The organism is Bacillus sp. FSL L8-0099 (genome assembly GCF_038006385.1).
GTDB classification, from domain to species: domain Bacteria; phylum Bacillota; class Bacilli; order Bacillales; family Bacillaceae_G; genus Bacillus_A; species Bacillus_A toyonensis.
The window spans coordinates 3,906,337-3,918,864 of sequence record NZ_JBBOVC010000001.1; the positions used below are offsets into that span (position 1 = coordinate 3,906,337).

Sequence of the window (12,528 nt, forward strand, 5' to 3'; positions counted from 1 at the left end):
ATTACTCCTTCGTTTTCTTGCCTTCTAATAATGTTTGAATAATAATTAATACAACACCAATACATAACGCTGAATCAGCTACATTGAATACTGGATAGTTGTACGAGAAAATATACACGTGAATAAAATCCACTACTTCTTGTCTAAATACACGATCAATAAAGTTACCAATTGCTCCACCTAAAATTAGACCTAATGAAATTCCTAGAAGCTTGTCTGTTTTTGCATATTTTTTCATATACATTACGATAAATACTACAAAGACAACCGTAATAATGTAGAAAAACCACATTTTATTTTCTAAAATCCCCCAGGCAGCTCCTCTATTTCGATGTGATGTTATGTATAATACATTATCGATTATCGGAATGCTCATACCCAATTCCATGTTCTTTACAATTAGCCACTTCGATATTTGATCGATGGCAATGACAAATAATGCTATTACATAATATATCATTTTCATTTCCCCCACAAAGACAGTGTACCTCAAAATTTTAGCATAGCTGCTACCTTTTCACAATGAACCTTTATAGAAGAATAAAATAAATTAAAAAAAGGTAATATAATATCGTTGTGCGTATTCATACATTTACCTTTTCATAGAAAAATTCATGAATCGTACGGGCAGTCGGCATTGTTTTCATTTGCTTTGTCGAAATTACTCTCCCCGTCTCTTCACAAATACCGTACATATCTATTTCCATTTTAAATAATGCGCGTTCTACATCCTTTAAGTCCTCTTTTATATCATGTAATAGCAATTTTTTCTTTATCTCTTCCTTAATTTCATATCCAAGCTCTTGGCTGAACTCAGCATCATATTTGTGCATTACTTCTTTAGCTAGTCTCTCTTGCAACTCTTTTCTCATCAATTGCAATTCTTCTTTTATTTCCATGTAAATTTCATTCACGTGTACATTCCTCCTAGCTGTAATGTACAGTTAGTGTGTCCGAAATTTATTTGCTTACCTCACACACATTTTTCCTTCACAGGAAAGAGCCTGAAAGTTATTTCGATATACCATCAATAAAAAAACTGACTGCATCAATAGCAGTCAGTTTTTTTATTATTTTACATAGTTTTCTTTAACAACTGATGCACAACGCTCACATAATGTTTCATGTTCAGCATCTTTACCAATTGTTTCTGAAACTACCCAACAACGTTCGCATGTTTCACCAGTTGCTTGAGAAACGACAACCGCTGTATGCTCATACTTAGGCGCATCTGCTGGAGCTTCTTCCATCATACCACCAAGTTTATATTCAGAAACGATGAATAATTGCTTCAAGTCTTCGCTAATAGACTCTAACATTACTTTCATTTCTGCAGTTGGATAAAGGGTAATGCTCGCATTTAATGACTTACCAATTACTTTCTCATTACGAGCTACTTCTAACGCTTTTAATACGTCATCACGTAATGTCATAAATGCATCCCATTTCGCTTTTAACGCTTCCGAACCCTCTACTTCTGTAGCTTCCGGCATGTTAGTTAACTGTACGCTTTCTTCTGTTACACCTGGAACATATGGCCATACTTCATCAGCTGTATGAGGTAAGATTGGTGTTACAAGTTTCGTTAATGCAACAAGAACGTCATATAATACAGTTTGAATTGCACGACGATCCGCGTGATTTGCACCTTCAATGTATAAAATGTCTTTTGCAAAGTCTAAGTAGAATGAACTTAGATCAATTGTACAGAAGTTGTGAATAGCATGATATACAGCAGCAAAGTCATATGTTTCATATGCTTCTTTTACTTTTGTAATTAAGTCATTTAACTTCACTAACATGTAACGATCTACTTCACGAAGTTCAGCTACCGCTACTGTGTTTTCACTTGGCTTAAAGTCATCTAAGTTGCCTAATAAGAAACGGAATGTGTTACGGATTTTACGATACACTTCTGCTACTTGTTTTAAAATATCATCTGAAATACGTACGTCAGATTGATAGTCAACAGATGATACCCATAAACGTAAAATATCTCCGCCTAATTGATCCATAATTTTCTTCGGTACGACGATGTTTCCAATCGACTTACTCATTTTACGTCCTTCACCATCTAGTACGAAACCATGGCTTAGTACGCCTTTATATGGAGCTTTACCTGTTACAGCAACCGCTGTTGATAATGAAGAGTTAAACCAACCACGATATTGGTCAGATCCTTCTAAATATAAATCAGCTGGACGTTGTAAGTCATCGCGCTCTTCTAATACCGCTTGGTGAGATGAACCTGAGTCGAACCATACATCCATGATATCTGTTTCTTTACGGAATTCACCATTTGGGCTACCTGGATGTGTAAATCCTTCTGGTAATAAATCTTTCGCTTCACGCTCAAACCATACGTTAGAACCGTGTTCACGGAATAAATCTGCTACATGGTTAATTGTTTCATCTGTAATAATTGGATCACCATTCTCAGCATAGAATACAGGAATTGGCACACCCCATGCACGCTGACGAGAAATACACCAGTCACCACGGTCACGAACCATGTTATGAAGACGAGTTTCGCCCCATGCTGGTACCCATTTCGTTTCCGCAACAGCTTCTAATAACTCTTTACGGAATGCTTCAATAGATGCAAACCACTGTGCTGTCGCACGGAAAATAATTGGTTTTTTCGTTCTCCAATCATGTGGGTATGAATGCGTAATGAATGTTAGTTTCAGTAACGCGCCTACTTCTTCTAATTTTTCTGTAATTGGCTTGTTAGCTTTATCATAGAATAAGCCTTCAAATCCAGGTGCTTCATTTGTTAATACACCTTTATCATCAACTGGGCAAAGTACTTCTAATCCATACTTTTTACCAACAACGAAGTCATCTTCCCCATGTCCTGGTGCTGTATGAACACAACCTGTACCTGCATCTGTTGTTACGTGATCTCCTAGCATAACTAATGAATCACGCTCGTAGAATGGGTGTTTTGCAACTGTATACTCAAGTTCGCTACCTTTTACCGTTTTCACAACTTCAGCATTTTCCCACTCTAACGTTTTTGCAACTGTCTCAAATAATTCAGAAGCGATAATATATTTCTCATCATTTACTTTTACAATGCTATATTCAAGCTCTGGATGAACAGAAATACCTAAGTTCGCAGGTAATGTCCAAGGAGTTGTTGTCCAAATGATAAATTTCTCATCACCTTCTAATACGTTCTTTCCGTCTTTTACAGGGAACGCTACATAAATAGATGCTGATTTTTTATCTTGGTATTCAATTTCAGCTTCTGCTAAAGCAGACTCACTTGTTGGAGACCAGTAAACTGGTTTTTGCCCTTTATAGATGTAACCTTTTTTCGCCATATCACCAAACACTTTAATTTGTTGTGCTTCATAAGCTGGCTCTAAAGTAATATATGGATTATCCCAATCTGCACGTACACCTAGGCGCTTAAATTGTTCACGTTGACGTTCTACTTGTTCATATGCATACTCTGCACATAACTTACGGAACTCAGCAACTGTCATTTCTTTACGTTTTACACCTTTATTCGTTAACGCTTGTTCGATTGGTAAACCGTGCGTATCCCAACCTGGAACATATGGTGCACTGAAACCAGTCATTGACTTATAGCGAACAATAAAGTCTTTTAACACTTTATTTAATGCATGTCCCATATGAATGTCACCATTCGCATATGGAGGTCCATCATGCAACACAAATAAAGGACGGCCTTTTGTATGTTCTTGTACTTTTTCATAAATATTCATTTCAGCCCATTTTTCTTGCATTGCAGGCTCACGTTTTGGTAAATTCCCACGCATTGGGAACTCTGTTTTTGGCATCAGTAATGTATTTTTGTACTCCATGCTCAATTCCTCCTTACATGTATAAAAGAAATACTTAAAAAACGGAATAAAAAAGAGACCTTCTCATCCCAAAAAGGGACGAGAAAGTCTCCCGCGGTACCACCCTAGTAGATTCTATACATATGTATAAAACCCTCTTTATATTCTTAACGCGAATACACGCCTACGCTTACTCTATTTGTTCAGCGCGGAACTCCAGGGTGATATTCCCACTAATCTCCTTATCCTGAGCTTACACCGTCCTCAGTTCGCTATATAAGGTTTGAAAAGGTACTTATCCCTATCTTCGTTTTTCTTAATAAATATGTTGTTTAAAATTATATGTAATAATGAGAAAAACGTCAAGCTTACACTGTTTCTTCTTTTTTCAACAGCTCATCTACTTCGTCTTCTAACTCAATTAGTTTATCCCAATCATCGTTGTTTAGCATTTCAAGCTGTGTCTCTAATAACATACGGAAACGAGTTCGGAATACTTTCGCTTGTTTCTTTAGCTCTTCAATATCAAAAGCAACTTTTCTTGATTTTACTAAAGCTTCGTTAATGATACGATCTGCATTTTTTTCAGCTTCACGTACGATTAATTTCGCTTCTTTTTGTGCATTACGTTTTACTTCTTCCGCTGCTTCTTGTGCAACAACGATAGATTTGTTTAACGTATCTTCAATGTTAGAAAAATGATCTAACTTTCCTTCTAATTGCGCAACTTTTTCTTCTAAAGCTTTTTTCTCACGAATGACTAATTCATAATCTTTGATAATTTGATCAAGAAACTCATTTACTTGATCTTCATCATAGCCACGGAATCCGCGACCAAATTCTTTGTTATGAATATCTAATGGTGTTAACGGCACAACGCCACCTCCAAGTAGTTATCTAAATTTCCTCTTTCAATTATATCTTTTCTTCGACAAAATAGGAGGATTTCCTTCTAAAAAACCAATCATTTTAGTATACCATACAAAATTCTCCATTTGTCGCGTTTTGTTCTACCTTCTACAGAAAACAATTTACTTCGCCCATATCCTCTCACCGAAAACACATCTCCTGGATAACATTCATAAGAAGTTTGCTCTACTGTTTTCCAATTGACTTTTACTAAACCATTTTTTATGAAAGGTTGCACTTTCTGTCTGGATATATGTAACATTTCAGCCAACATAACATCTAAGCGAAGTGAAGAAACCGTTCCAGATTTCTCTCCCCACGTTTCATGAGTCTGTAGAATTTGTTCTCCTTGTACTGCTGATAAGGAGACTTTTACTTTCCCTATTGCTTGTAAGTTCATCTCAATGTAAGATACGATTTCTTTCGCAACTACAATTTGGGCACGATTTTCTTGAAGCAAAATATCACCACATTTTTCTCTCGTTAAACCAAGTGACATAAATGTACCTAATATTTGCCTATGTTCTAGCGTATAAAACTTGGAAGGATAGTCAATTTCTAATACTTCTACTTGAAATTCTTCTTCATTTAATTCTAGATAGTCTGGATAAATAAGTGCTCTTCTACGCTCTGCGTAAGGCGTTGCACCATCAAATTGCACAGCAACATCTCCTTGTCCAATTACCATAGAAACAATTTGTTGCTGTCTTGGATCAAGGAAATCTGTTAGTTTCACTTGATGGTACTCTGCTGCTCGCTTCCACTCTAGCACTTTATCTACAAAGACCTCTTCATCAGGTCTGAAATGTTCGTAAATGCTCATGTATTTAGCCTCTTATTACAAGAAATAGCTGAACAAACTGAACAAACCACTTTTAGCAAGTTTTAACGCAAAAATCGCAACGAGTGGAGAGATATCAATCATACCAAACGGCGGAATAAATCTGCGAAATGGTTCTAAATACGGTTCACAAATACGTGCAAGAAAATCTCCAAAAGTTGATTCCTTTGCACCAGGAAACCATGATAGGAGGATGTAAATGATAAGTGCCCACGAGTAAATCTCGATAGCAGTAAGTAAAACATTTAAAACGGTTGTCATGGCGTATTACCACCTCTTTATATTTGTTTCTTCTTCTTCGCCGAATAATTCTGAAATTGCACCAACAATATCTACATTTTCAGGTGTACACATAAATGTTTTCGGACCTATTTTTTGAATGTCCCCGCCTATAGCGTATACAGTACCACTTAAAAAGTCAACGATACGTACTGCTTGATCAGTAGACATTCTTTGCAAATTAATTACAACAGCTCGTCTACCTTTCAAATGGTCCGCAATACCTTGCGCTTCCGAATACGTGCGTGGTTCTAATAAAACAACTTTTGAAGATTGCTTTGCCGTTTCAATGCTCACAACATTTTGTTTCGGTTGTGCTTTCGGAAACGTAACATCTTGTTGTTCCGGCGGATCTTGCTGCTTCTTCATATCCGTTTGCTCCTTTTCATAGCTATATTGAGCTGCTTCTTTTTCTTCTGGTGTATCAAAAAAGAAGTATTTTACTTTTGACCAACTCATAATAAGATTCTCCTTCCTTTTACGCTTTTCCTACTAAAATCGTTCCCAAACGAATATATGTAGCACCTTCTTCAATTGCAATCGTGTAATCATTGGACATTCCCATTGATAATTCTTTACATGGCGCATGTAATAGATTTAGCTCCTGCACCTCTATTTGTAGCTTGCGCAAGTCCTTAAAGCAGCGACGAACTTCTTCCTCTTCTTCTGTAAATGGCGCCATCGTCATTAGTCCAACCACTTCAATCTTATCCAATTCTTGCAAACTTTGAATAAAAGAAACTGTTTCTTCTATTGCCAATCCTTGCTTTGATTCTTCAGATGAGGTTTTCACTTGAATAAAGCATTTCACTTTCTTATCAGCACGTTTCTGAATTTCTTTCGCCAGAGAAAGACGATCTAACGAATGTAAATAATCAATTTCATTAATGATTTCTTTTACTTTTCTCGTTTGTAATGAGCCAATAAAGTGCCAATTAACTTTTGAGCCAAAATGCTCGTATTTCTGTAAGAAACCTTCATTTCTATTTTCACCTAAATCGATAATTCCAGCTTCCATTACTTCGTTTGTTTTTTCAATCCCTACAGTTTTTGTAACTGCAACAAGTTTAATATCTTGCAACGAACGTCCAGCTCGTGTGCAAGATTCTTTAATAGCTTCGTTTACAATTATTAAATTTTCTTGTACTGTCACTTGTTTTCTTCCTCCTTAAAACCTATGAAACTCAACATTCTCCCTGTCTTCCCTTGATCACGACGATGAGAGAAAAATAGTTGTTCTTCACAGCTTGTACAAAGAGATGACATTACAATATGCTCTTCTTTTATGCCTGCTTGTACACATAATATACGATTAATTTCTTTTAAATTAATTGCGTACTGTCCATCAGAAATTTTTTTATATGGGACAGAACCGTTTACTACTTGCTGTGCCGCTGTTAACACTCTATCATCAACAACATAACAACAAGATCCGATTGCCGGTCCAATTGCAACATGAATTTCATCACTTGAAATCCCTTCTGCACTCCATTTTTGAATCATTTCATTTGCAATCTCTTTTACAGTCCCTTTCCACCCAGCATGCGCAAGTCCTATCATACCATGTGATGGTGCATAAAAATAGAGTGGGACACAATCCGCGTAACAAGACGTTAAAAGAACATCGTTATTAGTCGTATAAATGCCATCTGTTTTTGAAATGCCATCCTCATATGAATAGACGCCACTTCCTTTTTCTTGTTGTCCTACTTTTTCAACCTGGTGATCATGAACTTGTTCAGAGCAAATCCAGTTTTCCAATGGTTTTTGTAACTTATTTGCTAAAATGCGTCTGTTTTCATGAACGTTCTCCACGATATCATTCACATGTAATCCTAAATTCATCGCATGAAAGGAGCCCGTACTTATCCCACCATCTTTTGTCGTAAATCCAGCAGTAATGTTTCCAAGTTCTTTCCACGCTTGTAAATACAGTATACCGTCCACATATTTAAATGGTTCTCTCATAAAGCGGCTCCTTTTTAATTAAAATAACAGAAAAAAGCATGGTACTTCCTGTCTATTTTACCATACTTTTATTTTTTCATAATACCAACAGAAAAAAAAGAGGAATTTGTAATATTCTTTATGAAATTGTCGTTGTTTGTATTGATTCTGTTACAGAATTAACAGGATTTACTCTTACAAGTATGACATCTTCCCCGATTTTCATAACTTCCTCCCAAGGAACTATAATTTCTACGTCTTTCCCAAAAATCCCAAGCATACGTGCCTGTTTGGAAATAATAATAGAGCAAATCTTCCCTGTATCGATATCAATCTCAATATCTCCAATATTTCCAAGCCTTTTCCCATCTGAAATATTTATAACATCCTTCATCTGTAACTCTGAAATCCGTATCACTCTCATCCTCTCCCTTATATGGCGAATTGGAAGTACACAGACTACTGTATTTCATATTAACAGGAAGTAACCGCTACTAAGGTTCATATTATTTTCATTATATGAACACGACCTCATTGCTATGAACGCAAACTATAATAGTACATATAAAAAGGCCTCACCATAAATGGTGAGACCTTATCCTTGAATCGTTTTATTCATTTGTTTAATAGCCGATTTCTCTAAGCGTGATACTTGAGCTTGAGAAATCCCGATTTCTTCTGCAACTTCCATTTGTGTTTTTCCTTGAAAGAACCGTTTTCGAATAATCATCTTTTCACGATCATTTAAACGCTTCATGCCTTCTTTCAGCGCTAACTCTTCAACCCACTGCTCGTCCTTTTGTTTTTCATCACTTAATTGATCCATAACAAAGATAGGATCTCCCCCATCGTTATAAATCGGCTCAAATAATGACACTGGATCTTGAATCGCATCTAAAGCAAATACAATCTCTTCGTGAGTCACTTCTAGCACTTTTGCAATATCCATTGCTGTTGGTTCTTTTGAATTTTCTGCGATCAATTTTTCTCTTACTTGCAACGCTTTATACGCAATATCTCGTAACGAGCGAGATACGCGAATCGGATTGTTGTCACGCAAATATCTGCGTATTTCTCCAATAATCATCGGCACAGCATACGTTGAAAATTTTACATTTTGGCCTAAATCAAAGTTATCAATGGATTTCATAAGTCCGATGCAACCAACTTGAAATAAATCGTCAACATATTCTCCTCTGTTATTAAATCTTTGGATGACGCTCAATACAAGACGTAAGTTTCCATTCACTAATTTCTCTCTTGCGCTTATCTCTCCACTTTGCATTTCACGAAATAATTTACGCATTTCTTCATTTTTTAGTACTGGAAGTTTTGCTGTATCAACACCGCAAATTTCTACTTTGTTTCTCGTCAAAGTGTTCCCTCCTATCGGGAGTTGCTGTACAGTGTAAAGTATTTCCTTTGAAGGGGATTTTATGCATGTGGTTTTCTCTTCATTTTTCATTTTAATTCCCCCTTCTTCTACAACTAAACAGAATAAGACCAGCCTACATAAAGGCTGGTCTTATTCTTTACACCATTTTATTAAATTCTTTTCGTAACCTTTTTATGATTCTTTTTTCTAAACGTGAAATGTATGACTGTGAAATCCCAAGCATATCCGCCACATCTTTTTGCGTCTTTTCCTCTTCTCCAGCAAGCCCAAATCGAAGCTCCATAATTTGTTTTTCCCGATCATTTAATTGGTGCAATGCTTTCATTAGAAGATGACGATCTACAGTAGCCTCTAAATCTTTTGTAATAATATCATCATCTGTACCTAATACATCTGATAACAACAGTTCATTCCCATCCCAATCAATGTTAAGCGGTTCATCAAAAGACACTTCCGAACGATTTTTATTATTTCGGCGCAAATGCATTAAAATCTCATTTTCTATACAACGAGATGCATATGTTGCTAATTTTATTTTCTTTTCTGGATTAAATGTATTTACCGCTTTAATAAGGCCAATTGTTCCTATACTGATTAAATCTTCAATATTTATCCCTGTATTTTCAAATTTCCTTGCTATATATACAACTAGCCGTAAGTTGCGTTCAATAAGTAATGACCTTGCCGCTTGATCGCCTTTTGGCAATTTATTCAAAAGAACTTCTTCTTCTTCTTTCGTTAACGGCGGTGGCAACGCTTCACTTCCACCAATATAATAAATTTCATCGGTCTTAATTCCTAGTTTCAGCAATACTTTATACCAAAGGTATACTAAATAAAATTTTAATTTCATCATATTATCCCGCCTCTCATAATTAAGCAATTACCATTTTTTGCGAAATCAACATTTTTGGATGTACAATGCATTGATACTCTCCGTTGGTAGACAGTTGTTGTGTATTTAACCCAATCAATACTTTGTTTACAACGATTGAACTACCTTCATGATCAACTTGCACACTATCAGGCTTAATTGCCCACAAAAATTGACTCTCTACTCCTACTGCTCGGAAAGGAATTAAGCGTAATTTTGTCGCCCATCCAGAATCTTTTTCTGGTATTTGAGGAATTTCTGTTTTGGAATAAATTTGTTCTGTTAACCAAGATGGCAAACAATGTTCTAATGATGAAATATGCATAATCATTACGGGTGTTTTTGTTAACGGGTCGTAAAGTTGATTCCCACTGTCAATTAAACCTGCTAGTTCCAATTCTTCTTCAGCTAATTGAATTTTCACTTTCACGATTTGGTCATAGTGTATTTTCGTGATTTCTACGCTTTCAATACGCTTTTTAGAAAAATAATAAATTACTGGAAAACCTAAAATAACAAACAACCAACTAATTGGATCACCGTAAGAAATCGATTGAGATTGAACCAATCCATTTACCATCTCATTCGTTTGCAAAAAGAAATGAGTTCCCATTAATCCTCCACCAACCATAAAAGTGACAAAGTAAAAAGTAAAAACAGTTTGTGTATAATTTCTAAACGTTGTAAACCCAAAGGCTGTATACACAATAAGTAACGAGTACAGTAGTTTCATAATCGGATGTGTCATCATAGAAGCAAAAGGAGTAAAGGCAAAAATAACAATGGTGGAACCTATAAATGCCCCTAACACAAGCCTCCATCTTTTGATCTTCTTTTTTAACACGGTAGCTGTTAATAAAAGTAAAAGAAAATCAATGCAGGCGTTTAACAACCAAACAACGTCGGCGTAAACAACCAAACAATTCACCTCTTTTTTTAAGTTGAGACTAGTATAATGCATATCCAATGGGAAAGTGTGTCAATTTGCGGAGGTGTTTTTTTGTTATTTTGTGATTTCTAGACATAATCTGTCGGTAAAAAATAAAAGTATAGTTTCATAGAATGATATGTTTTTATTTTTTACCGACAGATGGGCTGAACTATATGTAACGAAAATTAAAAATCCTGTACTACAACTTTAACGCGCAATTTTAATCAGTAGAATCGGTTCCTTTTAACCCACATAAACCGAGCTTTTACGGCCGTTAATGCGAGATAAATTTAAATATACAAAATAAAAAAAGACCTGCTTAGCAGGTCTTTTCCATTCAGAAACAAAAAAGGAGCATGAATGCCCCTTTTTTTATCGTCTACGACGGTTACGTAAAAATGCTGGAATATCGATATCATCTGAATCTGAATGACGCTCATGTACAACCGGCTCTTCACGCTTCATTTCACGTTTTACTTCACGTTGTTTTGAAGGCTGAGCTACTGGTTGTTGCTGTTGTTGCGCGTGATTCGCATTCGGACGAATCATTGGTTTTGGTGGTTGAGTTGCAATACTATCATCAAAACCAGTTGCAATTACAGTTACAATGATATCATCTTTTAATCCTTCATTAATAACAGAACCGAAGATCATATTTACTTCTGGATCCGAAGCTGAAGCTACAATGTCTGCTGCTTCTTGTACTTCGTATAAGCTTAAGTTAGCTCCACCCGTAATATTCATAATAACACCTTGAGCTCCATCAATAGATGTTTCTAGTAATGGACTAGAAATCGCTTTTTTCGCAGCTTCAGCAGCACGATTTTCCCCATTACCAGAACCGATACCCATTAAAGCAGAACCTCTATTAGACATAATTGTTTTTACGTCTGCGAAGTCTAAGTTAATTAGACCTGGTGTAGCAATTAAATCAGAAATACCTTGTACACCTTGACGTAATACGTTATCTGCTTCACGGAACGCTTCTAACATTGGCGTATTTTTATCAACAATCTCTAATAAGCGATCGTTTGGAATTACAATAAGTGTATCTACATTTTCTTTAAATGCCGCAATACCAGACGCAGCTTGTGTTGCACGCTTACGTCCTTCAAACGTAAATGGACGTGTTACAACACCAACTGTTAATGCACCTAGTTCTTTTGCAACTTGAGCAACAACTGGAGCTGCACCAGTTCCAGTTCCGCCGCCCATACCAGCAGTTACGAATACCATATCTGCACCACGAAGTGCTTCTTGGATCTGTTCTTTACTTTCTTCTGCCGCTTTTTTCCCTACTTCAGGGTTTGCGCCTGCACCAAGTCCACGCGTTAATTTTCCACCAATTTGCATTTTTGTTTCAGCTTTTGATAGATTTAACGCTTGTGCATCAGTATTCACAGCGATAAAGTCAACACCTTGTACACCGTGCTCAATCATACGGTTTACAGCATTGTTTCCGCCACCGCCGACACCGATAACTTTTATATTCGCTAATTGATCTTGAGTAGTATCAAACTCTAACATGTCGAAATC

The 12,528-nt window shown here is 36.2% G+C and carries 14 protein-coding genes and 1 other annotated feature; all 14 genes read right to left on the reverse strand.

Annotation, left to right across the window (positions count from 1 at the left end; all coding sequences use genetic code 11):
- Position 1 precedes the first annotated feature (1 nt).
- The 14 genes from lspA to ftsZ all read right to left on the reverse strand — a co-directional run bounded on the left by lspA (position 2) and on the right by ftsZ (position 12,519).
- Positions 2-460 (reverse strand): lipoprotein signal peptidase LspA, encoded by a 459-nt coding sequence (lspA, locus tag MHH42_RS19635; RefSeq protein WP_000642175.1) that lies wholly within the window; start codon positions 458-460, stop codon positions 2-4.
- A gap of 124 nt (positions 461-584) precedes the next feature.
- Positions 585-914 (reverse strand): hypothetical protein, encoded by a 330-nt coding sequence (locus tag MHH42_RS19640; protein ID WP_001002952.1) that lies wholly within the window; start codon positions 912-914, stop codon positions 585-587.
- A 156-nt stretch (positions 915-1,070) separates the two neighbouring features.
- The gene (gene ileS2, locus MHH42_RS19645) at positions 1,071-3,836 is read right to left on the reverse strand and encodes an isoleucine--tRNA ligase (protein ID WP_016109031.1); all 2,766 of its coding nucleotides are present in this window, start codon (positions 3,834-3,836) and stop codon (positions 1,071-1,073) included.
- Positions 3,837-3,907: 71 nt separating this feature from the next.
- Positions 3,908-4,132 (reverse strand) — a binding site (T-box leader).
- A gap of 51 nt (positions 4,133-4,183) precedes the next feature.
- Complete coding sequence (divIVA, locus tag MHH42_RS19650) at positions 4,184-4,690, reverse strand: septum site-determining protein DivIVA (RefSeq protein ID WP_001131611.1); 507 nt, start codon at positions 4,688-4,690, stop codon at positions 4,184-4,186.
- A gap of 89 nt (positions 4,691-4,779) precedes the next feature.
- Positions 4,780-5,547, reverse strand: a complete 768-nt coding sequence (locus tag MHH42_RS19655; protein WP_000029703.1) for a YlmH family RNA-binding protein — start codon at positions 5,545-5,547, stop codon at positions 4,780-4,782.
- 15 nt (positions 5,548-5,562) lie between these two features.
- The gene (locus MHH42_RS19660; protein WP_000214326.1) at positions 5,563-5,826 is read right to left on the reverse strand and encodes a YggT family protein; all 264 of its coding nucleotides are present in this window, start codon (positions 5,824-5,826) and stop codon (positions 5,563-5,565) included.
- Positions 5,827-5,832: 6 nt separating this feature from the next.
- Positions 5,833-6,303: a cell division protein SepF gene (locus tag MHH42_RS19665; RefSeq protein ID WP_000119137.1), complete on the reverse strand. Its 471-nt coding sequence runs from the start codon at positions 6,301-6,303 to the stop codon at positions 5,833-5,835.
- Positions 6,304-6,322: 19 nt separating this feature from the next.
- On the reverse strand, positions 6,323-6,997 hold the full coding sequence (locus MHH42_RS19670) for a YggS family pyridoxal phosphate-dependent enzyme (RefSeq protein WP_000218001.1): 675 nt from the start codon (positions 6,995-6,997) through the stop codon (positions 6,323-6,325).
- Positions 6,994-7,812 (reverse strand): peptidoglycan editing factor PgeF, encoded by an 819-nt coding sequence (gene pgeF / locus MHH42_RS19675; RefSeq protein ID WP_001209014.1) that lies wholly within the window; start codon positions 7,810-7,812, stop codon positions 6,994-6,996. The genes MHH42_RS19670 and pgeF overlap by 4 nt, the downstream gene beginning before the upstream one ends.
- A 118-nt stretch (positions 7,813-7,930) precedes the next feature.
- A complete protein-coding gene (locus MHH42_RS19680; protein WP_033657297.1) occupies positions 7,931-8,215 on the reverse strand; it encodes a YlmC/YmxH family sporulation protein in 285 nt (94 codons plus the stop codon).
- A 171-nt stretch (positions 8,216-8,386) separates the two neighbouring features.
- On the reverse strand, positions 8,387-9,166 hold the full coding sequence (sigG, locus tag MHH42_RS19685) for an RNA polymerase sporulation sigma factor SigG (RefSeq protein WP_000197755.1): 780 nt from the start codon (positions 9,164-9,166) through the stop codon (positions 8,387-8,389).
- A gap of 157 nt (positions 9,167-9,323) precedes the next feature.
- On the reverse strand, positions 9,324-10,043 hold the full coding sequence (sigE, locus tag MHH42_RS19690; protein WP_000976947.1) for an RNA polymerase sporulation sigma factor SigE: 720 nt from the start codon (positions 10,041-10,043) through the stop codon (positions 9,324-9,326).
- Positions 10,044-10,062: 19 nt separating this feature from the next.
- Entirely contained in the window at positions 10,063-10,980 is a 918-nt protein-coding gene (gene spoIIGA, locus MHH42_RS19695; RefSeq protein WP_000261990.1) for a sigma-E processing peptidase SpoIIGA, read from the reverse strand.
- Between the two features lie 384 nt (positions 10,981-11,364).
- A complete protein-coding gene (ftsZ, locus tag MHH42_RS19700) occupies positions 11,365-12,519 on the reverse strand; it encodes a cell division protein FtsZ (protein ID WP_000888976.1) in 1,155 nt (384 codons plus the stop codon).
- Positions 12,520-12,528 lie beyond the last annotated feature (9 nt).

Excerpts from the sequence above, each read along its gene's own strand:
- pgeF (WP_001209014.1), bottom strand. The coding sequence starts at position 7,812 with ATGAGAGAACCATTTAAATATGTGGACGGTATACTGTATTTACAAGCG.
- MHH42_RS19680 (WP_033657297.1), bottom strand. The coding sequence starts at position 8,215 with ATGAGAGTGATACGGATTTCAGAGTTACAGATGAAGGATGTTATAAAT.
- ileS2 (WP_016109031.1), bottom strand. The coding sequence starts at position 3,836 with ATGGAGTACAAAAATACATTACTGATGCCAAAAACAGAGTTCCCAATG.
- lspA (WP_000642175.1), bottom strand. The coding sequence starts at position 460 with ATGATATATTATGTAATAGCATTATTTGTCATTGCCATCGATCAAATA.
- MHH42_RS19665 (WP_000119137.1), bottom strand. The coding sequence starts at position 6,303 with ATGAGTTGGTCAAAAGTAAAATACTTCTTTTTTGATACACCAGAAGAA.
- ftsZ (WP_000888976.1), bottom strand. The coding sequence starts at position 12,519 with ATGTTAGAGTTTGATACTACTCAAGATCAATTAGCGAATATAAAAGTT.
- MHH42_RS19660 (WP_000214326.1), bottom strand. The coding sequence starts at position 5,826 with ATGACAACCGTTTTAAATGTTTTACTTACTGCTATCGAGATTTACTCG.
- MHH42_RS19655 (WP_000029703.1), bottom strand. The coding sequence starts at position 5,547 with ATGAGCATTTACGAACATTTCAGACCTGATGAAGAGGTCTTTGTAGAT.
- sigE (WP_000976947.1), bottom strand. The coding sequence starts at position 10,043 with ATGATGAAATTAAAATTTTATTTAGTATACCTTTGGTATAAAGTATTG.